Here is a 25,237-nt window from a genome sequence, read left to right as displayed (position 1 = left end):
CCGCCGTTGCCCTGCCCCGCCGTCGCGGCCGGGCAACGCGGCGCGCGGTGGTGTCCGGAGCGGGTCTGACCAGCCCGCTCCCGGCCCGCCCCGGCCGCCGGCTCACCTCCCACACAGCTCGAACCGGCCGCTCCGGCCTGCCCGGAAACGGCCCGCGAAAGGGAACACGTGCACGCATCCAGACGCCGGCTCATATCCGTGGCGGCCATGTCCGTCACCCTGCTGGCAGCCACCGCCACCGCCTCCGTGGCCGTGACCGGCTCCTCGGACCCCGCCACCACCCTCCGGGCCGCCGCGGCCCCCGCCGTCCCGGGTGCCGCGCCCGTGCAGAACCTGATCGTCGGCTACAAGCCCTCCGCCGCCGAGGCCGGCTCCAACACCGCGGCCGCGGCCGACGCCGCTGCCAAGGCCAAGAAGGCCGGCAAGAAGGCGAAGTTCGACCGCCGCCTCGGAACCGGCGCCGCCCTCGTCAGCCTGGGCGGTGCGACCGCCCCCGCCGACGCGGCCGACGTCATGGCCCAGTTCCGCTCCGACCCGGACGTCGCCTACGTCGAGCCGGACGCCCGCGCCTACGCCATGGCCACCCCGAACGACACCGAGTACGCCAAGCAGTGGGACCTCTTCGAGTCCACCGCCGGCATGAACGTGCCCGCCGCCTGGGACAAGACGACCGGCTCCGGCGTCACGGTCGCCGTGATCGACACCGGCTACGTGGCCCACTCCGACGTCGCCCCCAACATCGTCGCGGGATACGACTTCATCAGCGACTCCACCGCCGCCCGCGACGGCAACGGCCGCGACAACAACCCGGCCGACCAGGGCGACTGGAGCGCGGCGGGCGAGTGCGGCACCGGCTCGACGGCCAGCGGTTCCTCCTGGCACGGCACCCACGTCGCCGGCACCATCGCCGCGGCCGCCAACAACGCCAAGGGCGTCGCCGGCATCGCGTACAACGCGAAGATCCAGCCCGTCCGGGTCCTCGGCAAGTGCGGCGGCGCCACCTCGGACATCGTCGACGCCATCACCTGGGCCTCCGGCGGCTCCGTCCCCGGCGTCCCGGCGAACGCCACGCCCGCCAAGGTCATCAACATGAGCCTCGGCGGCTCGGGCACCTGCGGCACCAGCTACCAGAACGCCATCAACGCGGCCGTCGCCCGCGGCACCACCGTCGTGGTCGCCGCCGGCAACAGCAACGCGGACGCGTCGGGCTTCACCCCCGCCAGCTGCAACAACGTGATCACCGTCGCGGCCTCCAACCGCACCGGCGACCGCTCCTTCTACTCCAACTTCGGTACCCGCATCGACATCACCGCTCCCGGCGGTGAGACGCGCCGCGCCACCGACACTCCCGGCACCGTCACCACCCCCGAGAACGGCATCCTCTCCTCGCTGAACGACGGTGCCACCACCCCGGGCGCGGAGATCTACAAGCCGTACCAGGGCACCAGCATGGCCTCCCCGCACGTCGCGGGCCTCGCCGCCCTCCTGGTGGCCGCCAAGCCGTCCCTCACTCCGGCGCAGATCAAGTCGGCCATCAAGGCCAACGCCCGGCCGCTCGCCGGTACCTGCACCGGCGGCTGCGGCGCCGGCCTGGCCGACGCGGCCGCCACCGTCAACGCCGTCATCTCCACGCCGGTCACCCCGGTGTTCGAGAACACCACCGACGTCGCGATCCCGGACAACGGCCCCGCCGTCACCTCCTCGGTCACCGTCTCCGGCATCACCGGCAACGCCCCGGCCGCCCTCAAGGTGAACGTCGACATCAAGCACACCTACCGCGGCGACCTCGTCATCGACCTGGTCGCCCCGAACGGCACCGTCAAGCGGCTGCAGAGCTCCTCCGGCGACAGCGCGGACAACGTGTTCACCACGTACACCGTGGACGCCTCCGCCCTGGTCGCCAACGGCACCTGGCAGCTGCGCGTCCAGGACGTCGCCGCCGCCGACACCGGCTACGTCGACTCCTGGAGCCTCGGCTTCTGAGCCCGGCTCCCACCCCGGTCCGTCAGGCAGCCGGAGCCCCCCAACCCCGGCCCTGACGGACCCGCTGGTACGGACCAATCCAGCCCACGGACCTGCCGATACCTCCCGTACCGGCAGGTCCTTCGGGCATTCCGGCCGGTCGGCTGATTTCTGCGTCACAAAGGGGGTCCGCCCGGCGGCCGACCTCGTATTGTCGCGTCTCACAGGAAAAGCACAGGACAGGGGCGCGAAAGGCTGGTGGCTCTGCGTGGCGGCGACGGGGAACGCTGACACAAGCGTCGGACACGGGAGCGTCGGGCACGGGGAACTCATCGCGGCGGTCGACCGCGCGCTGACCACCCACGGCCGGTCGATCCTCACCGGACCGGCCGGCGCCGGCAAGACCGAGGTGGTGCGCGCCGTCGCGGCCGCCGCCGGAGCCCGCCGGGAGACGGTGCTCCACCTCGCCCCGGAAGCCGCCGACCAGCACATACCCGAGGCCTCGGCCGCCGCCCTGCTCGCCTCCGTCCCCGGTGCCGTGCTCGAACGGCTCGCCGGGCCCCAGCGCACCGCGATCGCCCTGTTGCGCCGCGAGACCGACACCCCGGGCGCCGGGCGCGACCACGTCGCACTGCGCCTCGCCGTCGTCGAGGTGCTGCGCACCCTCGCCGCCCGCAATCCCGTCCTCCTCGTCATCGACAACGCCCAGTGGCTCGACGCCGAGAGCACCGCCCTGCTGCGCTTCGCCCTGCGTCTCACCCCACCGCGCGTCAAGGTCCTGGTCGCCGAATGCGTCCAGGGCGGCGAGCCCGTCGCCGGAGCGCTGTGCGGGGCCGCCACCCCAGCCGTCCGGGTGCCCCCGCTCGGCGCGGAGGAAGTCGCCGAACTGCTCGTGCGCCACGGGCTGCCCGCCCGGCTCGCCGGCCGCATCCACCAGGCCAGCGGCGGCAACCCGCGCCTCGCCCTCGCCCTCGGCCACTCCCTGACCGAAGCCGCCGGCTCCCGCGACGGCGGCGGCCCCGGCGCCCACCACGCCGATACCCTGCCGGTCTCCGGGCAGGCCCGCGAAGTCGCCCGGCGGCTGCTCGCCGAAGCCCCGGCACGGGCCCGCCGCACCCTGCTCCTCGCCGCCCTCGCCGCCCGCCCCACCACCGCCCTGCTGCGCCGGGCCGGCCGTCCCGACGCCGAAGCCGAACTCGCCGAGGCGGAACGGGCCGCACTGGTCACCGTGGGGGAGGACGGCGCCGTCCGCTTCACCGCCGGCGCGCTGCCCACGGCACTGGCCGCCGACGCGGGCTGGCCCGAGCGGGCCGCCGGGCACGCCGCGCTCGCCGCCGCCGTGGACGACCCGGTCCAGGCCGTACGGCACCGGGCGCTGGCCGTGGACACCCCCGACGCCCGCCTCGCCGCCGAGATCAGCGACGCCGCCGCGGCCTGCCGGCGCCGCGGCCAGCGCGCCCTCGCCGCCGAACTCGGGCTGCTCGCCGCCGAACGCACCCCCTCCGGCCGGCCCGGGGAGGAACTGGCCCGGCTCGTCACGGCCGCCGAGGACGCGGGCTGGGCGGGCCGCGCCGACCTCGCCCGGCGCGCCACCCGCGCCGTCCTCGCCCGCGACGCCTCGCCCGCCGACCGGGTACGCGCCCGCCTCGCCGTGATCGACGCCGCCGGGCAGGCCCTGGCCGACCTCGACGAGACCTTCGCGTACGCCATCGACGACGCCGTCGGGGACCCCGCGCTGCTGGCCGCCGTCCGGCTGCGGGTCGCCTGGAAGCACAACCTCAGCGACGGCGACCCCGTACGGTCCCGGGACGCCGCCGCCGAGGCCGGCGCCCTGGCCGCGCTCGGCGGCGACCAGGTGGCCGAAGCCATGGCGCTGACCGTACGGGCCCGCATGGGCCGCATCCTCGGCGACCCGGGGGCCGAGGACATCCTCGCGGAGGCGCTCGCCCTGCCCGCCCCCGAAGTACCGCTCGGCATGCGCAACGCGCCGCAGTACCTCGCCGTCCGCCACGCCCTCTTCGACGACCGTCTGGAGGACGCCCACCGGCAGCTGCTCGTCCTGCTCCCCGCGGTACGGCGCACCGGCTCCGCCGAGGACGTCTTCGAGGTGCTGCGCAGCCTCACCGAGGTCGAACTGCGGCGCGGCCGGTGCGCGGCCGGAGCGGCGCACGCCCGGCGCGCCCTGGAGCTGACCATCGAGGCGGGCCTCTCGCCCGGTCCCGCCTGGTACGTCGCCGCCATGGCCGAGGCCACCGGCGGCAGTTTCGCCCGGGCCGCCGGCTACGCCCGGCGCGGCATCCAGGCCTCCGAGGAGGAGCACGACCAGGTCTTCCTCTCCCGCTCCCTGTACGCCCTCGGCCTGGTCGAACTGGCCACGGGTGACGCCGCGAAGGCGGTGGCCACGCTGCGCCGGGTGGCCGGCCTGGAAGCGGCCCAGAAGGTGGTCGACCCCTCGATCCTGCGCTGGCACGGAGAACTCGCCGAAGCCCTGGTCGCGGCCGACGCCCCCGGGGAGGCCGCCGAACTGGTGGACTCCGTCCGTACGGTGGCCCGCTCGCTCGGGCGCCCCAGCGTGCTGGCCGCCCTCGACCGGGCCCGGGGCCTGTGCCTGTCCGCGCAGGGCGACGCCGAGGCGGCCGTGGCCCTGCTGGAGGCCACGGCCCGGCGGTTCGACGTGCTCGGCCTGCCCCTCGAACGCGGCCGTACGCTCCTGGCCCTGGCCCGCGTCGAACGCCGTCGGCGGCGCCGCGCCCCGGCCCGTACCGCGCTGCGCGAGGCGGCCGAGGTGTTCGACCGGGCCGGTGCGAAACCCTGGCTGGACCTCGCGCGCGAGAGCGCCCCGGAAGCCGCCGTCCGGCATCCCGGGGTGGCGGCGCTGACCGAGGCCGAGACCCGCCTCGCGCTGCTCGTCAGCCAGGGCGCCAGCAACCAGGAGGCGGCCGCGAAGCTCTTCCTCAGCGTGAAGACGGTGGAGTCCCGGCTGACCCGCATCTACCAGAAGCTCGACGTCCGTTCCCGGGCCCAGCTGGCGACGGCCCTGCGCACGGGCTGAGGCCGGGCTGAGGCCGGGTCAGCAGGTGAGGTGGTCGCCCGGGGTGACGCCCAGCACCTGGGTGAAGCTCTGGTAGGCGTTCACCCGGCTCTGGACCTGCGCCGGATTGCCGCCGTTGCACTCCAGGGAGCCGTTGATGGAGCGGATCGTCTCGCCGAACCCGGCGCCGCTCACCATGGCGGTGTGGGCGGTCATGGTGCCCGGGCCGTTCTGCGTGTTCCAGTACCAGAGCGCCGTCTTCATCGCGACGGCCGGGTCCTGTTCGACCAGGTAGGGGTTGGCGAGGAGGTTGATGCCGAGCGCGTCGCCCGCCGCCTTGTAGTTGAAGTTCCAGCTCAGCTGGATGGGGCCGCGGCCGTAGTAGGCGGCCTGCCCGGCCGGGCAGCCGTAGGGCTGGGAGGCGTCGCAGTAGTGCGGGTAGTTGGCGGTGTTCTGCTCCACGATGTAGACCAGCCCGCCGGTCTCGTGGGAGACGTTGGCGAGGAAGGCGGCGGCCTCGCGCCGTTTGACGGTGTCGTCGCCGGTGTGCGCGAAGGCGGGGTACGCCGAGAGCGCGGCGACCAGCCCGTTGTAGGTGTAGAAGGGGTTCCGGTTCGGGAACATCCGGTTGAACTGGGCCTCGCTGACGACGAATCCCGACGGGTCGCCGGGGCCCGGGTCCGGGTCCTGGCCGCCGCCAGCGCAGGCGCCCTGGTCCGACCAGACCCCCCACTGTCCGGTGGTGCCCGGCGTCTCGCCCTGGGTCCACCACTTGGCCTGCCAGTTGTGCCCGGCGTACGAGGCGCTCATGCCGTTCGTGTAGACGGCGGAGGCGGCCCAGGAGCCCGCACAGGCGGGGGCCGCGGCGGCGGGGGAGGCGGGCAGGGCGATGGCGAGGCCGAGGGTCACGGCGGCGGCCGCGGCCATGGACAGGGCGCGGCGGCGTAGCGCACGGATCACGGAACTGCTCCTTCAATGGGGGGAATTGCCGTGGGGGGCAACTACGGCCACTGAAGCGAAACTGGTCTGAACCTGTCAAGGTCTAGACCAAAGCTGTTGCTTTTGGCGCGTCCGGCTTGCGCAAACGCCGGACCGGCGTGACGGCGAAGGCCGTCACGCCGGTCCGGGGTGAGAACTGGTCAGCTGCCGGCGGACAGGTTGCCGGAGAGGACCGGGATGTTGTCCAGGATGTGAGACAGGGACTCGTCGCCCTTGGCCTGGGTGGAGTTCTCGGTGCACTGCTGGTTCTGCGGGTTGGACAGGACGTTGATGTCCTGGACACCGATGTTGAGCAGGGCGATCAGCGACTGGGCGTTGACCTTGGCGGGCAGGCCGACGCAGAGCTTGTTCAGCGAACCCTGGACCAGGCTCAGCTGCGGGCTCATGGCGCCCTCGGTCTTCTGGTTGCCGTAGATCTGCGCGGCGCCGTTGCCGTTGACGGTGTTCACGCCGTTGTCGTTGCCGATCGCCATCGCCGGGGAGGCGGCGACGGCTCCGGCGCCGACTACGGAAGCGGTGACCGCGGCGGTGGCCATGAACTTCTTGAGCATGGTGAGGAATCCTTCTGTCGCATGAGCTGTCCCCGGCGGGTACGTCCAGATCAACTACCGACCTGCCCGGGGGTTATCGCCCGTCACCCATGCGGCCCAACGATCCGCGGACCGGTGGGCGACCCGCCCGCTGGGCGGCGCACCCCGCGCGGGGTCCGGGCCGCCCGGCGGAACGCGTCAGCCGGTCTTGCGACGCACCTTCTTGTTCTTGCCGCCCGGGCCGCTGCTGGCGCCCTGTACCTTCGCCCGGCTCTGGTGGGCCTGCTGGGAATGCGCGTTCGCCGCGTTGCGCTCCAGGGCTTCGCGGAACTTGCGCTTGGCCTCCTCGGCGGGGGATTCGTCCTGCGGGGTGTCGGTCTCGTCGGCCATAGGTCCTCCTGGGGGTGATGGAGCCACCTCAGTCTGTCAGCCCGCAGTCGCGCTGACCAGCGCGTTCCCGCCGACCGGTGGCGGGCCGGTCAGGCGCCGGGGTGCGGGGCCACGGCGCCGCCGCCCGCGCGGACCGCCCGCAGGGCCGCCAGGTGGAGGGCGTACGGGTCACCGTGGGCGACGGGACTGCCCGTGAGCGTGTACCACTCGTCGGCGTCGAGGTACTGGATCTCGAAGCGGACCTTCCCGTCCGGCCCGGCGACAGTACGCAGCGTGAGGTCCCCGGTGATCACGCCTACCTCGTCGGTCATGGCGCCGCCGGGTCCGGCCGGGACGGTGTCCTCCCACTGCCGCCGCCCGGTCATGAGGCGCAGGTGTCGATCATCGTGGTGAGCATGGCCTTCTCCGGTGGGGTGACGGTCAGCCCGTAATAGGACTTGACGGTGGTCCAGGCGCGCCCGTACTGGCACCAGCTCGTCTTGTCCGGCGGCTGCCACAGGTCCGGGCTCTGGTCGCCCTTCGAACGGTTGGCGGCCGCCGAGACGGCCAGCAGCTGGGGGCGCGTCAGGTCGTTGGCGAAGGCCTTGCGCTTCGCGGCGTCCCAGGCGGCGGCGCCGGAGCGCCAGCCCTCGGCGAGCGGGACCATGTGGTCGATGTCCAGCTTCGCCGCGTCGCTGATGTCCGCGCCGTCGTACAGGCTCTTCCAGGTGCCGGACACCGCCCGGCACTCGGCGTCCTGGGTGACGTTCTTGCCGTCGCGCCTGAGGACGACCTCGCGGGTGTCGCACTTGTTGCCCTGCTCGGCCCAGTGCGTGAACTTGTCGCGGCTGTAGCCGGCCATCGTACCGGGCTTGCCGACCACCAGGGCCGCCAGTTGGGTCCGGGCCACGGCCGCGCTGACCATCCCGGGCAGTACGTCCCCGGCCGCGGGCTTCGCGTCACCGCCGGCCGGGGGACCGCCGCCGGGGCTCCGGTCGGCCGGGCTCCCGCCGGACTGACCGCATCCGGACAGCCCCAGCAGCAGCGCCACGGCCACCGCCGCACCCCGCAGGCCCGCCTGACGACCCATGACCCCACCCCGCCCCGAACTCCGCCCGCTGTCCCGGGAAGCCTACCCAGCCGGGCCCGTCCCACCGCGCGCCACCCGCGCGGGCAGCGCAGGCCGCCCCGGAAGAACCAGCCGGAAGACGCGAACCGCCCCCGGACCGGGAGGGCCGGGGGCGGTTCGGTGTACGGGCGGGGCTCAGACGGCGTCGGCCGTCTCGGCCACCTTCGGGGCCGGGGCCGTTGCCTCGCCGGAGGCGACGGGCTCCGTCACGCGGGGGCCGTGGCCCTTGCGCAGGCCGATCCAGCTGATCAGGGCGACCAGGGCGAAGGCCGCCGCGCCGATGCCGAACGTCAGGGTGAAACCGGACTCGGCGGGCACGGCGGGAACGCCCGGCGGGAGGTGCTCGATGGTCTTGGAGGCCAGGATCGTGGTGACGATGGCGCTGCCGATCGCGCTGCCGGTCGAGCGGGAGATCGAGTTGATGCCGTTGGCGATGCCGCTCTGGTGGTGCGGGACGCTCGCCATGATGACGGCGGGCATGGCCGCGTAGCCGAAGCTGACGGCCGCACCGACGATGACGCCGGCGCCGATCACCGAGACGGTGTTGCCGTGGTCGAGGGCCAGCCAGCCGAAGCCGACGGCGCCGAGCCCGGCGGCCAGGGCGAGCGCGATGCGCGGGCCGCGGTGGCGGACCAGCTGGCCGCCGATGGGCGAGGCGAGCAGCGAGACGATCGCACCGGGCAGCAGGAACTGGACGGAGGCGCGCAGGATCGACGCGTCGAATCCGTACCCGGTCAGCGCCTTCGGCATCTGCACGAGGTAGGAGACGCCCAGGAAGTTCGCGAACATGCCGAAGCCGACGAGGATCCCGGCCAGGTTGGCCATCAGCACCGGGCGGTGGACGAACATCCGCATGTCGACCAGGGGCTCGCGCACCTTGCGCTCGACCAGGACCCAGACGGCCGTCATGACGGCGGCGCCGGCGAAGCTGCCGAGCGTACGGCCGGAGGACCAGCCCCACTCGTGGCCCTGCGAGATGGGCAGCAGGAGCAGCAGCAGGGCGACGCCCAGGGTCAGCGCGCCCAGGAAGTCGGTGCGGCCGCCGGTCTTGTGGCGGGTGGCCGGGACCAGGAACACGACCGCCAGGAGGGCGAGCGTCGCGAAGCCGGTCGCCATCCAGAAGGCGTTGCGGTAGTCGGCACCGTCACCCGAGGTCAGCAGGCCGGTGGCGACCAGCGCCAGGCCGCTGCCGAACGCGAGCGTGCCGCTGACCAGGGCCATGGCGCCCGGCAGCTTCTGCGGCCGGACCTCTTCGCGCAGTACCGAGAGGGCCAGCGGGAAGATCGCGGTGGCCGCGCCCTGGAGGACCCGGCCCAGGATGAGCAGCGGCAGCGAGGTGGCCAGAGCGGCGACGACGGAACCCGCGACCATGACGGCGAGTACGGCCACCAGGGTCGGCTTCTTGCCGTGCTGGTCGCCGAAGCGGCCCAGCAGCGGGGTGAAGACGGCGGCGGACAGCAGGGTGGCGGTGGTCACCCAGCTGACGTTGGCGGTCGAGGTGCCGAGGTCGTTGCGGATCAGACCCAGGATCGGAACGGGCAGGGTCTGCATCATCGACACGACCATGGCGGCGAGGCTCAGGGCGAAGACGATGACCGTCTCGTTCCTGGGCCCGGCGGCGGAGGGGGCGGATGCGGCGGTGCTCATGGCTGGCAGGACCTTCTTAACGCTTCAGATCGCAGATGTTTTATCTCATCAAGTACTTGGACGAAGGTAGACGCCAATAGTTAAGGAGGTCAAGTAAACAATTGATAATGTCAACCTTCTTGGTACCCTCGGCGGCATGAGTGCCACCGCCGGACCGGCCGTCCCCCACCGCCCGACCAAGCTCCAGCTCCTGGAGCTGCTCGCCGCCATCGGTACCGCCCAGTGGCGGGATTTCGCGGCCGCCGCCGCCCGCTACGGCCTCACCTCCACGCAGGCGCGGGTCCTCGCCCAGCTGGAGGGGCCGGTGCCGATGCGCGGTCTCGCCACCCTGCTGGTGTGTGACGCGTCCAACGTCACCGGCATCGTCGACCGGCTGGAGGCGCGCGAGCTGGTGCGGCGCGAGCCGTCTCCGGTCGACCGGCGCGTGAAGAACGTCGTCGCCACGCAGGAGGGCCGTGACATCATCCGGCGCGTGCGCGAGGAGATGCAGGCGACCCACGGCGCGCTCGACACCCTGGACGAGGAGGAGGGCGCGACGCTCTACGCCCTGCTGGAGCGGCTGCGGCCCACCATGGAGAAGGACGCCTGACGGGAGCGGCGCCCGCCGGGCCGTCCCGGCGTCAGAGCTCCGCGTCGAGCGCGGCGGCGTCGAGGGCTGCCGTCAGGCGGCTCAGGCGCGTCTGGAGCTCGCGGATCTCCGCCAGCTCGAACCCGGTGGCCGCTGCGATGCGGCGGGGCACCTCAACGGCGCGGGCCCGCAGTGCGGCGCCCTCGTCGGTCAGTACGGCGTGGACCGAGCGCTCGTCCTCGGTGCTGCGCTCGCGCCGGATCAGGCCGGCCGCTTCGAGCCGCTTGAGCAGCGGCGACAGCGTGCCCGAATCGAGCCGCAGGTGCTGTCCGAGCTGCTTGACGGGCGTCTCGCCGTGCTCCCACAGTACCAGCATCACCAGGTACTGCGGGTAGGTCAGGCCGAGATCCTTGAGGACGACCCGGTAGAGGCCGCCGAAGGCGCGGCTCGCGGCGTTGAGCGCGAAGCAGATCTGCCCGTCCAGTCGCAGGAAGTCCTGGTCGCGGAGGGGGGCGGCGGGCTGCTGGGTCATGTCGGCCAGTGTACCGCGTAGCGACTTGTAAGCGACTTAGTTGTGCACAACTGAATTGCGTGCTCTACTGATGGAGGCGATCGGGTCACCGGTCGCCGAGGTTCACCCGGACCGTCTTGCCCCTTCCCGAGAGGAACTCCGATGGAAGCGCTGTACACCGCTGTCGCCACCGCCAACGGCCGTGAGGGCCGCGCAGTCAGCTCCGACGGCCAGATCGACCTGGCGCTGGCCATGCCGCCGGCGCTCGGCGGCAACGGGCAGGGCACCAACCCCGAGCAGCTCTTCGCGGCCGGCTACGCCGCCTGCTTCGCCAGTGCGCTCGGCCTGGTCGGCCGGCAGGCCAAGGTCGACACCGGGGACATCTCGGTCACCGCCGAGACCTCCATCGGCCAGGACGGCTCCGGCTTCGGTCTGGCCGTCACCCTGCGCATCGAGCTCCCCGAGTCCCTCGCGGGCGAGACCGGCGCCCTGCTGGTCAAGCAGGCGCACGAGGTCTGCCCGTACTCCAAGGCGACCCGCGGCAACATCCCCGTCGAGCTCGTCATCGAGTAGTCGGCAGCGCGGCACCGCACCCGCCGCGACGGCCCGGCCGGCGCCCCCGTACCAGGGGGCGCCGCAGGCATCTGCGGCGCCGGTCAACTCCGCGCTGACGCGCCCCCGTTGGGGGACGGGGAAGTGCGGCCGATCGGCTGCACGCGGCAGGGCGGCGGCACTACCGTGGCGGCATGAGCGCCGATGAACTCGACCCTCGGGACGTGTGGCCGCTGCCGCCGGCCTGGATGTTCGACTGCACCGACTGTTTCCGCCTCTACCGGTCCATGAAGCGCATCGAGCGGGTCACCGAGGAAATGTGGCTCACGGGGCAGCAGGGGGTCGACTGGGACCCCGTCGACAGCGGCCCGGGCTCGCGGATCCGGCTCGCCCGTCACCTGGCCACCAGCCACGAGAGCCTGTTGCCCGACTGGGCGCCGGAGTGCGAGCGGTGCGGTGACCACGAACGCAGACTGGCACGGACCGAGGACGCGGAATTCGGCCTCGCGGCAGCCCTGGTGGCCGCCGAACACCGGGCCGCGCACCTCTTCGTCCCGCCGCGCGGACTGGGCCTGGTCTGACCGGCGCCCCGCGGGGGGCGGGTGCTGCCGGTCCGGTCAGCCGGGGCGCCGGTCAGCCGGCGCGCCGAGCGGCCACCGCGGCGCAGGCCACCGCGAGCGGCAGCTCCGCCCCCGCCGCCAGCAGCAGCGCCAGCCCCTGGCCGCTGCTGCCGAGCGAGGTCGTGACGTCGAACCAGGCGTCGACCGCCAGCAGCGCGGCCGTCGCGGCCGCCACCGGAGCGGTGCGGGGATCCCGTCGGCGCAGCAGCATCCCGGTCCCGACCAGTCCGGCCGCGAGCATCGCGTCCAGGCCGATCCAGGCCGTGGCCCAGTGGGACACCCCGGCCGTCCCGGGCAGGGTCCCCGCCAGCACGACCATCCACGGCACCAGCGCCACCCCGGCCCCGGTGAACACCGCGGCGACGCCCGGCGCGGTGCGGCGGGCAGTCGTCCCGCCGAGCGTCCGGCGGCCGGTCGTCCGGCGGGCGGCGGGGAAGTACGGGGCGGTGAGAGCCATGGCCGAGGTGTCCTTCCGGCCCGGCGGTCCGTCCGCGGGGCACACCGCTACTCTCGTTCCCGCAGCGGCGGAGATCAGTAGCACCACGGTCCGAACCGGGGGTGGTGCCGGCACCACCCCCGTACGGGTACCAGCGTGGTCGCACCGCCCTGATCAGTGCGATTACCGTATGGGACATGGCACTTCGCGGCGCGCTGAGGCGTTCGTTCACCTGGGCCGCCGCACACACCCCCTGGTCGGCGTGGGCCTGGCGCAACACCGCCTTCGCGGCGGCCGCCATCCTGCCCGCGCTTCCCGTCCTCGCCGCGGTCACCGTCCTCACGGTGTTCCCCGGGCACGATCCGGTGCCGCTGGTCGCCGCGCCGGTGCTCTGCCCCCTGCTCACCCCCCTCCAGCGCAGCCGCTTCCGGTCGCTGCTCGGCCTCGACGTCCCGGCGGTCGTGCGCGAGCACCCGTGGTGGACCCCGCGCGGGGCGGCCGAGCGGCTGCGGTCCGAGGCGACGTGGCGGCAGCAGGGATACCACCTCCTCGTCAGCCCACTCGTCGCCGTCGCGGGCGCCGCCCTCGTCCTCGGCTGGGCCGCCGGCGCCGTCTGCGCCACCGTGTACGGATGGTCCTTCCTGCTGCCCGGACACGGCGCAGGGGGCACTTCCGGCTGGACCGGGCAGTACGACGTCATCACCGTCGGCGGCGGCCTGGCCCTCCTCGCCGCCCCCTGGGCGGCCGCCCTGATCACCCGGCTCGACGCCCTCGCCGCGGCCGCCCTGCTCGGCCCCAACCGCGCGAGCGAGCTGCTGCGCCGCGTCGAGGACCTCGCCGAGAGCCGGGCCGGCGTACTGGACGCCGCCGACCTCGAACGCCGCCGCATCGAACGGGACCTGCACGACGGCGCCCAACAGCGCCTGGTCTCCCTCGCCATGAACCTCGGGATCGCCCGCGCGGCGCTCCCCGGCCTGCCGCCCGAGGCCAAGGCCGTCATCGACGAGGCCCACCGCGAGGCGAAGGAGGCGATCGAGGAACTGAACAACCTGGTACGGGGCCTGCACCCGGCGGTACTGGAGGACCGCGGGCTCGACGCGGCGCTCTCCGGCATCGCCGCCCGCGCCCCGCTCCCCGTCGACCTGTCCGTCCACATCGCCGAACGCCCCGGCCCGACCGTGGAGGCCGTCGCCTACTTCGTGGTCTCCGAGGCCCTCGCCAACGTCGCCAAACACGCCCGGGCCGGCCGCTGCACCGTCCGGGTGCGGCGGGTCCCCGGCGGCCGCACGGACCTGCTGCGCGTCACCGTCACCGACGACGGGGTGGGCGGCGCGGAGCCGGCCTCCGGCACCGGACTGACCGGTCTGCGCAAGCGGGTAGGGTCGGTCGACGGAACGATCAAGATCGACAGCCCTCCCGGGGGCCCGACCGTCATCACCGTGGAGCTGCCGTGCGCGCCGTGATCGCCGAGGATTCCGTCCTGCTGCGCATAGGACTCGTCAAAGTCCTCGAAATGGCCGGGTTCGAAGTGGCCGCCGAAGCCGGCGACGCCGAAGCGGTGCTCGCCGCCGTCGAGGAACACCGGCCCGACCTCGCGCTGCTCGACGTACGCATGCCACCCGGTTTCACCGACGAAGGGGTCCGCGCGGCACTGATGATCCGTCAGCAGAGCCCGGGAACCGCCGTCCTGCTGCTCTCGCAGTACGTGGAGGAACGCTACGCCGCCGACCTGCTGTCGGGTGAGAACAGCGCGGGCATCGGCTACCTCCTCAAACAACGCGTCGCCGACGTCGAGGAGTTCATCGACGCCCTGCGCCGGGTCGCGGCCGGCGGTACCGCACTCGACCCCCAGGTCGTCGCCCAGCTCCTGCTGCGCCGGGGCGGCGGACCGGACCCGCTGGAGCGGCTGACCCCGCGCGAACGCGAGGTGCTGGCCCTGATGGCGGAAGGCCGCTCCAACGCCGGCATCGCCACCGGACTCGTCGTCAGCGAGAGCGCGGTGGCCAAGCACATCAACAACATCTTCGCCAAGCTGGACCTGCCTCCGGCCGAGGGCGCGCACCGGCGGGTGCTCGCGGTCCTGCGCTTCCTGGACGGCACCCCGTGACCTCGGCCGACCCGCCCGCGCCGGCGGCCCCGGGCCGCCGGACGCACCGGCGGGCCTGGCTCCTCGCGGCGCTGGCCGGCGCGCTGCTGGTCCTCGGGCCGGCCGGCCGGCAGGCGTGGACGCAGACCCTGCGGCACAGCCGGGTCCTGGCCGGCGACAGCGGCGCGGCGCCCGTGCGGGCCCTGGAGATCGTCGGCCGCACCGCGGACATCACCGTGACCCCGCGCGACGGCGAGGCCGTCGGCTACCGGGCGGAGCTCGGCTGGTCCGCCCGGCCGCCCGTCATCGAGGAGCGCAGGGTCGGTGACACCCTGCGGCTGGCCGCCCGCTGCCCCGGCGATCCCGGCGATCTCGACGGGCCGGCCCATCCCGGTGATGCCGGTGGGCCGGACCCCGGGTCCGGTTGCGACATCCGGCTCGCGGTGACCGTGCCGGCCGGCATCCCGGTACGGCTGTCAGCAGGCTCGGGCCGGGCCCGCATCAGCGGCATGGCGGGCCCCGTCGACGCGTCCGTCGGCTCCGGCACCCTGAACCTCGTCGGCCTGCGCGGCGCCCTGACCGCCCGGGCCGGCTCCGGCACCATCACCGCCACCGGCCTGACCACGGCCCGCGCCGACATCACGGCGGACTCCGGCCGCGCGCTGGCCGCGTTCCTGGCCCCGCCCGACCAGGTCACCGCCCGCGTCGGCGCGGGCCGGCTCGACCTCACCTTCCCCCCGGCCACCGGCTTCCGGGTCACCGCCCGAGCGGGCTCGGGCATGTGCGAGGTCGCCCCGGCCCTCGACGACCCGGCCTCCCCGCACACCCTGGACGTCTCGGCCCGGACCGGCCGGGCCGAGGCCCGCATCAGCAGCGACGCCCCCGACTGACCGGCGGCCCCGGCGTCAGGCCGAGGCCCGCATCAGCAGCGACGCCCCCGACTGACCGGCGGCCCCGGCGTCAGGCCGAGGCCCGCCGGACCAGCACGGTCGGCGTGATCACGGCCTGCGGTGGCTGCGGCGAGTCCAGCGTGCCCAGCAGCAGCCGGGCCATCAGGCGTCCCATCCCCTCGACGTCCTGGCGGACCGTCGTCAGCGGCGGATCCGCCACCTCGGCCACCCGCTCGGTGTCATCGAAGCCGACCACCGCCACGTCCCCGGGCACGTCCAGGCCGCGCTCGCGCAGCACCGCGAGGGCGCCCGTCGCCATCAGGTCGTTCGCGGCGAACACCGCGTCCAGGGCCGGCCGGCGCTCCAGCAGCTCCCGCATCGCGCGGGCCCCGCCGGCCGTGGTGAAGTCACCCGCCTCGACCAGCGCAGGATCGCCTGCGACCAGTACGTCCCGGTACCCGTCGAGCCGGTCGATCGCCGACGTCTGGTCGAGCGGTCCCGCGATGTGCGCCACGCACCGGCGGCCCCGGGCGAGCAAGTGACGCACCGCCTCCCGGGCGCCGCCCCGGTTGTCGGCATCGACGTAGGCCGCGGCCGGGCCTCCGGGGCCGGCCGTCCAGCCGGGCCGGCCGCCGTAGACCGTGGGCATGCCGATCCGCCGGGTGATCTCGGGCAGCGGATCGTCCGTGTGCAGCGAGAAGGCGAGCGCCCCGTCGACGTGGCCGCCCGCCAGGTACCGCTCGATCCGGGCGTAGTCCCCCCGGTTCTCCACCAGCAGCAGTACCAACTGTGCGTCGTGCGCGGTGAGTTCCCGGCTGATGCCGCGTATCTGGCGGGAGAAGAACGGGTCGGAGAAGATCCGTATCTCCGGTTCGGGGATGATCACGGCAACCGCCCCGGTGCGCCGGGTGACCAGGGTGCGGGCCGCGTGGTTGGGTACGTAACCGAGCTCGCGCACGGCCTCGCGGACCTTGTCCACCAGGTGTGCGCGCACCCCGTCGCCGCCGTTGACCACGCGGGACACCGTCGCCCGGGACACCCCGGCCAATGCCGCAACGGCCTCCAGGGTGGGGCGGTCCCCGGGGACACGAAGCTGCTGTTCAGGCACGGGCGCTCCTCATGTGGCCGACGGCGGTTGCCTTTGCCGCGCAGCAGGTTAACCCGTACCGCCGGGGGTGCCCGGCGGTACGGCCCGGTCAGTGGCCGAAGTTGAACCAGTTCACGTTCACGAAGTCGGCGGGCTGGCCGCTGGTGAAGGTCAGAAAGACGTCGTGGGTGCCGGTGACGGAGCTGATGTTGGCCGGGACCGTACGCCAGCTCTGCCAGCCACCGGTCCCGGCGACGGAGAAGCTGCCGACCGGCGGGTTCGTACGGCTGTCGACCCGGACTTCCACGAGACCGCTCACCCCGGCCGCCGCGCCGCTCGCGACCCGCCCGTAGAACTGCCGGGCCGCGCCCGCGCCGAAGTCGACGCCCCGGTACACGGCCCAGTCGCCGTTCGCCAGCGCGGCGAGGTTCTGGCCGCCGCCGGAGTCCGAAGTGGCCTCCTTGGCCGTACCCGCCTGGTCGTCGTACGACTCCGCCTGGATGGCGGCGTAGGCGTCCCGGGCGCCGGTGGGCGGTGTGGTGGGCGGTGTGGTGGTGCCGCCCGTGCGCTGGAGTACGGAGACGTAGTCGACCACCATCGGGTGACCGGGTTCGGTACCGGCGTCCGGGCCGCCGCCGAAGGCGTCGGGGAAACCGCCGCCCATGGCGACGTTCAGGATGATGAAGTAGCCGTGGTTCGTGGCGTTCGCCCAGGTGGCGGCGTCGACCTGATTCGCCTTCACCGTGTGGAAGTTGACGCCGTCGAGGTAGAAGCGCATCTCCTCCACGGCCGTGGACCGGTCCCACTCCACCGCGTAGGTGTGGAAGCCGCCCTGGCAGGTGGTGCCGGAGCAGGCGCGCTGGCCGCCGATCCCGGAGGTCTCGTTGCACGGGCCGCCCGGGCTGGTGCCGCAGTGCATGGTGGCCCACTCGTTGTTGAGGCCCTGCACGTTCTCCATGATGTCCAGCTCGCCGATGCCGGGCCAGTTCCACCAGTTGCCCCGGTACGGGGCCCCGAGCATCCAGAACGCCGGCCAGTACCCCTTCGCCGCCGGGCCGGTGACGTTCGGCAGCTGGATCCGGGCCTCGGTGCGCAGGGTGCCGCCCGCCGGGGGCTGGAAGTCGGAGCGCCTGCTCTCCACCCGGGCCGAGGTCCAGTTGCCGGCCGCGTCCCGGCGGGGAGTGATCCGGAGGTTGCCGGCGCCGTCGAGCGAGACGTTGGCCGGATCCGCCGTCATCGTCTCGATCTCGCCGGTCCCGAAGCCGGTGGGGCCGCCCGGGTAGCCGCGACCGGTCGTGTACTGCCAGTCGGCGGTGTTCACGCCGGAGCCGGCGGCCCCGTTGAAGTCGTCCAGGAACACCTGGGACCAGCCGGCCGGGGCAGGGGGAGCGGCGGCGTTCGCGGGCGGGGTGGCGGCCACCGCCGCGGCGGCGGCCGCCACCGCGACGGCCATCGTGCTCAGGGCGGCTATGACGGAACGCCGGATGGGCGGGCGGCGCCTTCTGCCGGATGTCTCGCGCATGGGTGGGTGCCCTCTCTGCGTGCGCCTCGGGGCGCGGTGGGGGGAGTTGCGGGCTGGCTGTGACCCCCTACTGAGAGCGCTCTCAAAGGAAGGTCGCCCGTCACTGTGCTCCCCGCCATGAGGGCCGTCAAGAGATGGAGCCGGTAAACCCCCTCATCCGCAAGGGAGTTCAGAGGTTGAAGGGGGCGTGCGGACCGGCGAGGGGCCCGGCGCCGGGTCAGCCCGCCGTCCGGCGCAGGATCAGGGAGACGAAGCCCCAGGACTCCCGGTAGCCGCGCAGCCATTCGGAGCGCCGGGTGGCGGCCGTTTCGAGGGCCTGGGAGGCGTCGGGATCGTCGGGACGGTCAAGGGCCCATGACGCCAGCGACCCCCAACAGGCCCATTCGTAGTCGTCCAGTTCGCGGCGCGTGCTGACGTGCCCGCCGACGGGGGTCCACCCGGCGGCGACGACCCGGTCCACGGTGGTGGCCAGGTCGGTGAAGTCCCCGAGCACCTCGACGGCTTCCCGGGAAGGTTCGCGCTCCCAGAAGCCCTCGCCGATCAGGACCCGGCCGCCGGGGGCCAGGTGTGCGCCTGCGGCGGCGAGGGTGGGGAGCAGGCCGCCGAAGGCGTGCGCGGCCCCGACGCTGAGTACGAGGTCGAACGGCTGCTCCGAGGTGAAGTCCGCGGCCGGCCGGTGGTGGAGCACGAGGCGTTCGCGTACGCCGAGGCCGGTCGCGGCCCGGCCGGCCTGCGCCAGGGCTTCCGCGGAGATGTCGACGCCCTCGGCGTACAGCCGGGGATGGGCGTCCAGGGCGCGCAGCAGCCATTCCGCGGTGCCGCAGCCGAGGTCGAGCACCCGGGCGTCGGCGCGCGGGACGCCGCGGTCCAGGAGCCGGCGCACGGATGCGTCGTCGAGGGGAGCCTTGATCGGATGGTCGGCATGGGCGATGCGGGAGATCTGTTCACGGTCCACCGGCGCAGCCTGCCTGCCGGTGCGGCCCGGGTGCACCTCATTTTCCGGCTCGGTCGGCGGCTTCGAGGCGGAACGGGCCGCCCGACCACGCCGTGCGGAGACCGGGACCCGCCGCGTCAGGCCGTGTGCTCGCGGGCCGCGGCCCGGCGCTGGCGCTTGCTCAGGGGTGCCAGCGACATGTCCTGCGCCTGGACCTTGAGGCGCTTGTAGCCGTATCCGCGGTCCGTGAGCCAGCCCTCCGCCGCCAGTTCGGCCCGCGCGGTGGCGTCCAGGATGTCCGCCTCCGCCTCGCCCGAGTCGAGGAAGCGGAAGGTGAAGCAGTCGCGCGAGAGGTCGTAGGTCAGGTCGCCCTCGGTGGTGAAGCCCGCGCGCATCAGGTCGTGCTCGGGCGCAGCGGCGGCCAGTTGGGCGCGCTGGGCGTCGGTGAGCCGGTCGAAGGCGCCTCGGACGGTCACGCGGAACGTTCGGGTACTCATGCCGCCAGGCTAGTGCCGTGACCGGAAAGGTCCACGGGTTTTCCGGTGGCGACAGGGCTGGGCCGTACGGACCATCGCCGTGCTCCACATAATCGTTTCTTCGGTGAACGGGGCCGTCCATCGGGGTGAGTCCCCGTACCTGCCGACGGGCTCGCGTCGCTGCCGGACGCTTCCATGGCGATGTGATCAACTCACTTCGCACCACGCTGACCGCAGCCGTCGTGACCGGCGCCCTCGCCACGCTCGCCCCGGGTGCCGGGGCGAGCGTGCCGACGCCCCCGGAGAAGGTGACCGTGGACGTCGCCTCCGTCAACGGCTCGGGCTGCCGGCCCGGCTCCGCCTCCGTCGCCGTGGCCCCGGACAATTCGGCCTTCACCGTCACCTACAGCGAGTACCTGGCCCAGGCCGGCGGGGGCGTCCCCGCGACCGAGGGCCGCAAGAACTGCCTCCTTTCCCTGCTCGTCCACGTACCCCAGGGCTACACCTACGCCGTGTCGAAGGTCGACTACCGCGGCTACGGCGAACTGCAGCCCGGGGCCGTCGGCACCCAGAAGGCCAGCTACTACTTCCAGGGCATGAGCCAGACCGCCTACCGCACCCACACCTTCCGCGGCGCGATGGCCGACAACTGGCAGACCACCGACACCACGGGCATCGAGTCCCTGGTCTTCGCCCCCTGCGGCGCCCAGCGCAACTTCAACATCAACACCGAACTACGGGCCGAGGTCGGCACCTCGGACAGTACGAAGACCAGTTACATCACGGTGGACTCGACCGACGGCAGCATCAGCACGAAGTACCACTTCGCCTGGAAGCAGTGCCCGGCCCGCTGAGCCGGTGGACGCCGTCCCATCCGGGCGGCGTCCGCGGCGCCGCTCCGTCCGCGGGTTGAGACGTCGCACGGGATCGAGCCGAGTCCCCGGAACGATCGCGCCAATAGCGGGGCCGCGGCCGGGGGTACGCGGGTCTGCCGGGATACCGTCCGGCGATGGATTCGAACACATTCGTGTGCTCCGAGCGCACGTCCACCCGTGCGCCCAGTCGCCGGACCGTGCTGCGCACCGCCGCCGCGGGAGCGGCGGCCACCGGTTCGGTGCTCGGCCTCGGTTCGGCCTTCCCGGCCTCCGCCACCCCGGCCGGCCCGCCGGCACGGCAGCGCCCGAGCACCCCCGCCGAGGCCCTGCGCGAACTGGCGGCGGGCAACCGGCGCTGGCGCACGTACCGGCAGGAACACCCGCACGAGTCCCCCTCCTTGCGCGTCGAGCTCACCCGGGCCCAGCACCCGTTCGCCATCGTGCTGGGCTGCGTCGACTCCCGCGTCCCCCCGGAACTCGTCTTCGACCAGGGGCTCGGCGACCTGCTCACCGTACGGTCGGCGGGCGAGGTGCTGGACGAAGCCGTGCGGGGGAGCATCGCGTTCGGCGTACTGGAACTGGCGATCCCCCTGGTGCTGGTACTGGGCCACCAGTCCTGCGGAGCGGTCGGGGCCGCCGTCCGTGCGGAGGAGACCGGCGAGCCGCTGCCGGCGCACGTCCAGTACCTGGCCGACCAGATACGTCCCTCGATCGACCGTTCGCAGCAGGGCGACGCCCGCGTGGACGCCACCATCGACGCCCACGCCCGCCGCACCCGCGACCTGCTGGCCGCCGACCCCGACATCGCCCACCGCATAGCCACCGGCCGGCTCTCGGTGGCGGCGGCCCGCTACCAGCTCGTCGACCAGCGGGTGACCACGCTGCGTTAGGCGGTCCCGGAGCCGGTCGCGCCGGTCCGCCGGGCCCGGTCCCGGTAGCGCCCCGGGGTCGTGCCGAACTCCCGGTTGAAGGCGTGCGAGAAGGCGTACGGGGTGCCGTAGCCGACCCGGCGGGCGATGGCCGCCAGCGGGTCCGGGGTGTCGCGCAGCAGCGTCGCCGCCAACGTCAGCCGCCACCAGGTCAGGTAGGCCATCGGTGGCCGGCCCACCAGGGCCGTGAACCGGCGGGCCAGCGTCGGGCACGAGACGCCGGCTTCGGCGGCCAGGCGGTCGTTGGTCGACGCGGCGGACGGGTCGGAGTGCAGCGCCCGCAGCGCCGCGGCCGCCACGGGGTCGCCCAGCACGGCGGGCCACGCCCCGGTCGCGGCGTCCGCCATCCAGGACCGGATCATGTAGACCAGCAGCAGGTCGAGCAGGCTGGGGACGGCGACGCACGCCCCGGGCCGCTGATCGGCCAGCTCGCCGCCCAACAGGTCGATCGCCGAGCGGAGTTCCGCGTGCGCGCCGACCCGGTTCGGCAGATGGACGACGGCCGGCAGCTCCCCCATGAGCGGATGCATCCGTACTGGTGGACACCGGGGTCGGCGACATGCGCGAGCGGCCCTCCTCGCCGATGTTCCACCACTGGCGGGGCGACCTCCTCGGCCGGCTGGCACGGGCCGGGGTCCGCCCCGAGGACGTGGACGTCGTCGTCAACACGCACGTGCACGGCGATCACGTCGGCGGCAACACCGTCGGCGCGGCCGGCGAGTGGACCCCTGCCTTTCCGAACGCCCGGTACCTGATCCCCGCCGCCGACGATTTCCACTACGGGCCGGGCAACGCGTACGCCGGGGGCCTGCGGGAGGACGACCGGCTGATGTACGAGGACAGCATCCAGCCCGTGCACCGCGCCGGACAGGCGGTGCTCTGGCGGGACAGCCACCGCATCGACGAACACCTCGTACTGGAGTCCGCACCCGGTCACACCCCCGGCTCCAGCGTCCTCCGGCTCGACTCCGGCGGCGACCGGGCGGTGTTCGTCGGTGACTTGCTGCACAGCCCGGTACAGATCCTGCACCCCCAGCACAACAGCTGCTTCTGCCTGGACCGGACCCAGGCCGCGGCCACTCGCCGCCGGATCCTCGAACGGGCCGTGGATGAGCGGGAACTGGTGATACCCGCACACTTCGGCGGTTCCGGTGCCGTGGAAGTGCGGCGCGCCGGCGCCGGCTTCGCCCTCGGTACGTGGGCGGCCTGCTGAGCGGTGAGCCCGGCGGACGGTGGGCCGGCCGGGCCGACTGGCCGGAAACAGCGCGTTCCCGGCGGCCCGGCCGCCGTACTGTGGAGCGATGCCTGTAGTAGACATCAGTTCCGGTGCCGAGAACTTCAACGCCGATCCGTACACCTTTTACGCCGGACTCCGCGAAAGCGGCCCGGTCCACCAGGTCATCATGAACGACCGGCTGTCCGGGCCGAGCTGGTTGGTCGTGGGGCACGAGGAGGCGCGCCAGGCGCTCAACCACCCCGCCCTGCTCAAGGACTGGCGCGAGACGGACCTGTTCCCCGAAATAGTGGCGACGCCGGCCAACGCGAACATGCTGGAAGCCGATCCGCCGCACCACACCCGGCTGCGCCGCCTGGTCGCGCGCGAGTTCACCGCGCGCCGCATGGAGTCCATGCGGCCCCGTGTCCAGGCGATCACCGACGAACTCCTGGACGTGATGGCGGCCCGGCCGGAGCGCACCGGCGATCTGATCAAGACACTCGCCTTCCCGCTGCCCATGACCGTGATCTGCGAACTCCTCGGCGTGCCCGACCTGGACCGCGAGCGCTTCCGCCACTGGTCCAACGAGGTGGTGGCCCCCAGCCAGGCCGGCCCGGCCGGCGTCGCCCACGAGCAGCTCAGCGCCTATCTCGCCGAGCTGGTCGAGGCCAAGGCGAAGGACCCCGGCGAGGACCTGCTCAGCGCCCTGATCCGCACCCGCGACGAGGACGGTGACTCCCTGTCCGGGGAGGAGCTGATCGGGATGGCCTTCCTGCTGCTCGTCGCGGGCCATGAGACCACGGTCAACCTCATCTCCAACGGCGTCCGGGCCCTGCTCGCCCACCCGGCGCAACTTGCGGAGCTGCGGGCGGACTTCGACGGACTCCTGCCCGGCGCGGTCGAGGAGATGCTCCGCTACGACGGCCCCGTGCAGAACGCCACCTACCGCTACGCGGGCCAGGACCTGGAGCTCGGCGGCGTCGTCATCCCGGCCGGGGACACCGTCCTCGTCTCGCTGGCCGGCGCCGACCGCGACCCCGGGCGGTTCGAGGAGCCCGACACCTTCGACATCCACCGGGCCCCGCAGGGCCACCTCGCCTTCGGCCACGGGCTGCACTTCTGCCTCGGCGCCCCGCTGGCCCGGATGGAGGGCCGGATCGCGATCCGGAGCCTCCTGGAGCGCTTCCCGGATCTGGCCGAGGATCCGGCCGGCGGCTCCCCGGTGTGGCTGGCGGGCAGCCTGATGAGGGGCGTGAGCCGGCTCCCCGTCCGCTGGTAGCGGCGGCGGCCGGGAGCCGTCGTCAGGGGCCGGCGGGTCCGCCCGCCGGGTCCGGCAGCGGCCCGCCCGCGCAGCGGGTGCCCTCGGCCGGCAGGTCGCCGTCCAGCAGGAAGGCTTCCACCCGGGCGTCGACGCAGGGATTGCGGTTCTGGAACTGGCCGTGGTCGCCGCCGTCCACCGTGAGCAGCCGCGAGCCGGCCAGTCCGTGGTGGGCGCGCACCGCGGATTCGTAGTACGTCGCGGGGTCGTGCGTCGAGTTCAGCATGAGCACGGGCGGCAGTCCCTCGCCGGTGACCCGGACGCGGGGCGTCCGGGCGCGCGGCCAGTTCGCGCAGACCGAGGCGAAGGCCAGCTCGCGCGCCCCGGCCAGCGGGTGGGAGTCCGTGGCCCGGGCGCTGTGCTCCTCCCAGTAACGGGCGTCCCGCGTCCACGGGGTGTCCCCGCAGGTGACCGAGAAGAAGTCGGCGGCGAAGTCGGCGCCCAAGGGGTGCGCGAGCCGCGCGGCGACGGCCTTGCGTACGTCCGCCGCGGCCGCGTCGGGGTCCGCGAGGACGCCGAGCAGCGTCGCGAGGACCGGGAATCCCTCCCGCGCGTTGTAGATCGCGTTCGTCGCCGCCGCGTCGAGGTGGTTGGGCGTGACGACCGTTCCCTCGATGTCGAGCGGCCGCGCGCGCAGGGCGGCCCGCAGCCGCTCGAAACCGGCCCCGGCCTCGGCGGGGGTGGCGCCCTGGTGGTAGGTGGCGTCGTGCGCCGCCAGCCACGGCAGGAAGTCCTCCTCGAACCTGCGCTGGAAGCTCCTCGGCTGACCGGTCATGAAGGACTGCCAGGTACCGGTGAAGTCCACGACGCTGTCGAGCACCACCCGGTCCACCCGGCGCGGGAACTCGGTGGCGTAGTAGGCGCCCAGGAAGCTCGCGTAGGACGGACCGTAGTAGGAGACCTTCGCGGCGCCCAGCAGCTCCCGGTACAGGTCCACGTCGTGCACCGCCTGATCGGTGGTGATGTACGGCAGCAGGTCGCCGGAGCGGCGCCGGCAGTCCGCCACGAAGCCCCGCGCCCGCTCGACGGTCCGCCGGACGGCCTCGGGGGAGTGGTCGCGCAGGTCGCCGCTCCCGAACAGGGCGTCGACCGTGCCCTGGTCCGAGCAGGCGACCCGGGTGCTCGCGCCGACACCGCGCTGGTCGAAGCCGACGATGTCGTACGCCCGCGCCAGCCCGGGGCTGTACGAGGCCAGTCGCGCGGCCCGGCCGAGCCCCGCAGCGCCGGGGCCGCCCGCCGCCACCACGAGCACGCCCCGGCGCCCGGCCGGATCCGCCGCGCGCAGCCGGTCCACCTCCACGTGGAGGTCCGGTCCGGAGCCCGGGTGGTACCAGTCCCGCGGCACGGTCATCGTGGCGCACTCCGCCGGGCCGGTCGCGCACGGGTGCCAGTCGAGCGACTGGTGGCGGTACCGGTCCGGTACGCCAGGAGCGGCCTCCGTTGTCGCGGCCCGGGCCGCGCCGGCCGGCAGGGCCGCGGCGGCCAGCACACCACACAGCGCGGTCGCCGCCCACCGCACGGGTTTCCTGAACGAGCGCATCTCTTCCTCT

24 protein-coding genes and 2 pseudogenes are annotated in these 25,237 nt (G+C 73.8%); 12 read left to right on the top strand and 14 right to left on the bottom strand.

Annotated features, from left to right (window positions below):
• The first annotated feature begins 207 nt into the window (after positions 1-207).
• Together ACZ4M3_RS19210 and ACZ4M3_RS19205 are read left to right on the top strand one after the other, a co-directional pair.
• A complete protein-coding gene (locus tag ACZ4M3_RS19210; protein WP_467734740.1) occupies positions 208-1,983 on the top strand; it encodes a S8 family serine peptidase in 1,776 nt (591 codons plus the stop codon).
• Between the two features lie 247 nt (positions 1,984-2,230).
• Positions 2,231-5,014, top strand: a complete 2,784-nt coding sequence (locus ACZ4M3_RS19205) for a helix-turn-helix transcriptional regulator (protein ID WP_467734110.1) — start codon at positions 2,231-2,233, stop codon at positions 5,012-5,014.
• Between the two features lie 18 nt (positions 5,015-5,032).
• Here the strand turns inward: ACZ4M3_RS19205 and ACZ4M3_RS19200 are convergent, their stop codons facing one another.
• The 6 genes from ACZ4M3_RS19200 to ACZ4M3_RS19175 all read right to left on the bottom strand — a co-directional run bounded on the left by ACZ4M3_RS19200 (position 5,033) and on the right by ACZ4M3_RS19175 (position 9,667).
• Positions 5,033-5,920: a glycoside hydrolase family 19 protein gene (locus tag ACZ4M3_RS19200; protein ID WP_467734738.1), complete on the bottom strand. Its 888-nt coding sequence runs from the start codon at positions 5,918-5,920 to the stop codon at positions 5,033-5,035.
• A gap of 212 nt (positions 5,921-6,132) precedes the next feature.
• Entirely contained in the window at positions 6,133-6,543 is a 411-nt protein-coding gene (locus ACZ4M3_RS19195; protein WP_467734108.1) for a rodlin, read from the bottom strand.
• 177 nt (positions 6,544-6,720) lie between these two features.
• Positions 6,721-6,912 carry a DUF5302 domain-containing protein gene (locus tag ACZ4M3_RS19190; protein ID WP_329192845.1) on the bottom strand — a complete coding sequence of 64 codons (192 nt, stop codon included), beginning with the start codon at positions 6,910-6,912 and terminating at the stop codon, positions 6,721-6,723.
• Between the two features lie 89 nt (positions 6,913-7,001).
• On the bottom strand, positions 7,002-7,277 hold the full coding sequence (locus tag ACZ4M3_RS19185) for a hypothetical protein (RefSeq protein ID WP_467734106.1): 276 nt from the start codon (positions 7,275-7,277) through the stop codon (positions 7,002-7,004).
• Complete coding sequence (locus tag ACZ4M3_RS19180) at positions 7,274-7,981, bottom strand: GmrSD restriction endonuclease domain-containing protein (protein ID WP_467734104.1); 708 nt, start codon at positions 7,979-7,981, stop codon at positions 7,274-7,276. Before ACZ4M3_RS19180 ends, ACZ4M3_RS19185 begins: the two co-directional genes overlap by 4 nt.
• Before the next feature lie 174 nt (positions 7,982-8,155).
• The gene (locus ACZ4M3_RS19175) at positions 8,156-9,667 is read right to left on the bottom strand and encodes an MFS transporter (RefSeq protein WP_467734102.1); all 1,512 of its coding nucleotides are present in this window, start codon (positions 9,665-9,667) and stop codon (positions 8,156-8,158) included.
• 136 nt (positions 9,668-9,803) lie between these two features.
• Between ACZ4M3_RS19175 and ACZ4M3_RS19170 the strand changes: the two genes are divergently transcribed.
• Entirely contained in the window at positions 9,804-10,256 is a 453-nt protein-coding gene (locus ACZ4M3_RS19170) for a MarR family winged helix-turn-helix transcriptional regulator (protein WP_467734100.1), read from the top strand.
• Positions 10,257-10,287: 31 nt separating this feature from the next.
• Here the strand turns inward: ACZ4M3_RS19170 and ACZ4M3_RS19165 are convergent, their stop codons facing one another.
• A complete protein-coding gene (locus ACZ4M3_RS19165; RefSeq protein WP_467734098.1) occupies positions 10,288-10,767 on the bottom strand; it encodes a MarR family winged helix-turn-helix transcriptional regulator in 480 nt (159 codons plus the stop codon).
• 141 nt (positions 10,768-10,908) lie between these two features.
• Between ACZ4M3_RS19165 and ACZ4M3_RS19160 the strand changes: the two genes are divergently transcribed.
• Both ACZ4M3_RS19160 and ACZ4M3_RS19155 read left to right on the top strand, forming a co-directional pair.
• Positions 10,909-11,319, top strand: a complete 411-nt coding sequence (locus ACZ4M3_RS19160) for an organic hydroperoxide resistance protein (RefSeq protein ID WP_453356433.1) — start codon at positions 10,909-10,911, stop codon at positions 11,317-11,319.
• Positions 11,320-11,492: 173 nt separating this feature from the next.
• Complete coding sequence (locus ACZ4M3_RS19155) at positions 11,493-11,879, top strand: hypothetical protein (protein ID WP_467734096.1); 387 nt, start codon at positions 11,493-11,495, stop codon at positions 11,877-11,879.
• A gap of 52 nt (positions 11,880-11,931) precedes the next feature.
• Here the strand turns inward: ACZ4M3_RS19155 and ACZ4M3_RS19150 are convergent, their stop codons facing one another.
• On the bottom strand, positions 11,932-12,375 hold the full coding sequence (locus ACZ4M3_RS19150; protein ID WP_467734094.1) for a hypothetical protein: 444 nt from the start codon (positions 12,373-12,375) through the stop codon (positions 11,932-11,934).
• 176 nt (positions 12,376-12,551) lie between these two features.
• Between ACZ4M3_RS19150 and ACZ4M3_RS19145 the strand changes: the two genes are divergently transcribed.
• Genes ACZ4M3_RS19145 through ACZ4M3_RS19135 form a run of 3 tightly spaced genes read left to right on the top strand, consistent with a single transcriptional unit; the run spans position 12,552 to position 15,330 of the window.
• Entirely contained in the window at positions 12,552-13,817 is a 1,266-nt protein-coding gene (locus tag ACZ4M3_RS19145; RefSeq protein WP_467734092.1) for a sensor histidine kinase, read from the top strand.
• Positions 13,805-14,461 (top strand): response regulator, encoded by a 657-nt coding sequence (locus ACZ4M3_RS19140; RefSeq protein ID WP_467734090.1) that lies wholly within the window; start codon positions 13,805-13,807, stop codon positions 14,459-14,461. The genes ACZ4M3_RS19145 and ACZ4M3_RS19140 overlap by 13 nt, the downstream gene beginning before the upstream one ends.
• The gene (locus ACZ4M3_RS19135) at positions 14,458-15,330 is read left to right on the top strand and encodes a hypothetical protein (RefSeq protein WP_467734088.1); all 873 of its coding nucleotides are present in this window, start codon (positions 14,458-14,460) and stop codon (positions 15,328-15,330) included. The genes ACZ4M3_RS19140 and ACZ4M3_RS19135 overlap by 4 nt, the downstream gene beginning before the upstream one ends.
• 70 nt (positions 15,331-15,400) lie before the next feature.
• Here ACZ4M3_RS19135 and ACZ4M3_RS19130 read toward each other — a convergent pair whose 3' ends face one another.
• The 4 genes from ACZ4M3_RS19130 to ACZ4M3_RS19115 form a co-directional block, all read right to left on the bottom strand.
• Positions 15,401-16,438, bottom strand: coding sequence for a LacI family DNA-binding transcriptional regulator (locus ACZ4M3_RS19130; protein WP_467734086.1), 1,038 nt, complete (start codon positions 16,436-16,438; stop codon positions 15,401-15,403).
• Between the two features lie 88 nt (positions 16,439-16,526).
• Complete coding sequence (locus ACZ4M3_RS19125; protein WP_467734084.1) at positions 16,527-17,939, bottom strand: glycoside hydrolase family 16 protein; 1,413 nt, start codon at positions 17,937-17,939, stop codon at positions 16,527-16,529.
• A gap of 217 nt (positions 17,940-18,156) precedes the next feature.
• Positions 18,157-18,894 (bottom strand): SAM-dependent methyltransferase, encoded by a 738-nt coding sequence (locus tag ACZ4M3_RS19120; RefSeq protein WP_467734082.1) that lies wholly within the window; start codon positions 18,892-18,894, stop codon positions 18,157-18,159.
• A 116-nt stretch (positions 18,895-19,010) separates the two neighbouring features.
• Positions 19,011-19,370: a DUF6204 family protein gene (locus ACZ4M3_RS19115; RefSeq protein ID WP_467734080.1), complete on the bottom strand. Its 360-nt coding sequence runs from the start codon at positions 19,368-19,370 to the stop codon at positions 19,011-19,013.
• A 182-nt stretch (positions 19,371-19,552) separates the two neighbouring features.
• Between ACZ4M3_RS19115 and ACZ4M3_RS19110 the strand changes: the two genes are divergently transcribed.
• On the top strand, positions 19,553-20,203 hold the full coding sequence (locus ACZ4M3_RS19110) for a DUF4360 domain-containing protein (protein WP_467734078.1): 651 nt from the start codon (positions 19,553-19,555) through the stop codon (positions 20,201-20,203).
• A 155-nt stretch (positions 20,204-20,358) separates the two neighbouring features.
• The gene (locus ACZ4M3_RS19105) at positions 20,359-21,114 is read left to right on the top strand and encodes a carbonic anhydrase (protein WP_467734076.1); all 756 of its coding nucleotides are present in this window, start codon (positions 20,359-20,361) and stop codon (positions 21,112-21,114) included.
• Here ACZ4M3_RS19105 and ACZ4M3_RS19100 read toward each other — a convergent pair.
• A pseudogene (locus tag ACZ4M3_RS19100) lies at positions 21,111-21,752 on the bottom strand (AraC family transcriptional regulator); the annotation flags it as partial. The gene ACZ4M3_RS19105 and the pseudogene ACZ4M3_RS19100 overlap by 4 nt on opposite strands.
• Here ACZ4M3_RS19100 and ACZ4M3_RS19095 point away from each other — a divergent pair.
• Both ACZ4M3_RS19095 and ACZ4M3_RS19090 read left to right on the top strand, forming a co-directional pair.
• Positions 21,674-22,366: pseudogene (locus ACZ4M3_RS19095) on the top strand (MBL fold metallo-hydrolase); the annotation flags it as partial. The pseudogenes ACZ4M3_RS19100 and ACZ4M3_RS19095 sit on opposite strands and share 79 nt — an antisense overlap.
• A gap of 88 nt (positions 22,367-22,454) precedes the next feature.
• Positions 22,455-23,648, top strand: coding sequence for a cytochrome P450 family protein (locus tag ACZ4M3_RS19090; RefSeq protein WP_467734075.1), 1,194 nt, complete (start codon positions 22,455-22,457; stop codon positions 23,646-23,648).
• A 22-nt stretch (positions 23,649-23,670) separates the two neighbouring features.
• Here ACZ4M3_RS19090 and ACZ4M3_RS19085 read toward each other — a convergent pair whose 3' ends face one another.
• Complete coding sequence (locus ACZ4M3_RS19085; RefSeq protein ID WP_467734073.1) at positions 23,671-25,227, bottom strand: alpha/beta hydrolase; 1,557 nt, start codon at positions 25,225-25,227, stop codon at positions 23,671-23,673.
• Positions 25,228-25,237 lie beyond the last annotated feature (10 nt).

The organism is Streptomyces sp. NPDC026522 (genome assembly GCF_055567555.1).
Note: the sequence above shows the minus strand (reverse complement) of the source record. Positions and strands in the feature narration are given on the sequence as shown.

Coding starts and splice junctions, on each gene's coding strand:
- ACZ4M3_RS19150 (WP_467734094.1), bottom strand. CDS start 12,375: ATGGCTCTCACCGCCCCGTACTTCCCCGCCGCCCGCCGGACGACCGGC.
- ACZ4M3_RS19165 (WP_467734098.1), bottom strand. CDS start 10,767: ATGACCCAGCAGCCCGCCGCCCCCCTCCGCGACCAGGACTTCCTGCGA.
- ACZ4M3_RS19125 (WP_467734084.1), bottom strand. CDS start 17,939: ATGCGCGAGACATCCGGCAGAAGGCGCCGCCCGCCCATCCGGCGTTCC.
- ACZ4M3_RS19190 (WP_329192845.1), bottom strand. CDS start 6,912: ATGGCCGACGAGACCGACACCCCGCAGGACGAATCCCCCGCCGAGGAG.
- ACZ4M3_RS19170 (WP_467734100.1), top strand. CDS start 9,804: ATGAGTGCCACCGCCGGACCGGCCGTCCCCCACCGCCCGACCAAGCTC.
- ACZ4M3_RS19155 (WP_467734096.1), top strand. CDS start 11,493: ATGAGCGCCGATGAACTCGACCCTCGGGACGTGTGGCCGCTGCCGCCG.
- ACZ4M3_RS19105 (WP_467734076.1), top strand. CDS start 20,359: ATGGATTCGAACACATTCGTGTGCTCCGAGCGCACGTCCACCCGTGCG.
- ACZ4M3_RS19185 (WP_467734106.1), bottom strand. CDS start 7,277: ATGACCGGGCGGCGGCAGTGGGAGGACACCGTCCCGGCCGGACCCGGC.
- ACZ4M3_RS19175 (WP_467734102.1), bottom strand. CDS start 9,667: ATGAGCACCGCCGCATCCGCCCCCTCCGCCGCCGGGCCCAGGAACGAG.
- ACZ4M3_RS19090 (WP_467734075.1), top strand. CDS start 22,455: ATGCCTGTAGTAGACATCAGTTCCGGTGCCGAGAACTTCAACGCCGAT.
- ACZ4M3_RS19195 (WP_467734108.1), bottom strand. CDS start 6,543: ATGCTCAAGAAGTTCATGGCCACCGCCGCGGTCACCGCTTCCGTAGTC.
- ACZ4M3_RS19210 (WP_467734740.1), top strand. CDS start 208: ATGTCCGTCACCCTGCTGGCAGCCACCGCCACCGCCTCCGTGGCCGTG.
- ACZ4M3_RS19180 (WP_467734104.1), bottom strand. CDS start 7,981: ATGGGTCGTCAGGCGGGCCTGCGGGGTGCGGCGGTGGCCGTGGCGCTG.
- ACZ4M3_RS19115 (WP_467734080.1), bottom strand. CDS start 19,370: ATGAGTACCCGAACGTTCCGCGTGACCGTCCGAGGCGCCTTCGACCGG.
- ACZ4M3_RS19145 (WP_467734092.1), top strand. CDS start 12,552: ATGGCACTTCGCGGCGCGCTGAGGCGTTCGTTCACCTGGGCCGCCGCA.
- ACZ4M3_RS19200 (WP_467734738.1), bottom strand. CDS start 5,920: ATGGCCGCGGCCGCCGCCGTGACCCTCGGCCTCGCCATCGCCCTGCCC.
- ACZ4M3_RS19085 (WP_467734073.1), bottom strand. CDS start 25,227: ATGCGCTCGTTCAGGAAACCCGTGCGGTGGGCGGCGACCGCGCTGTGT.
- ACZ4M3_RS19160 (WP_453356433.1), top strand. CDS start 10,909: ATGGAAGCGCTGTACACCGCTGTCGCCACCGCCAACGGCCGTGAGGGC.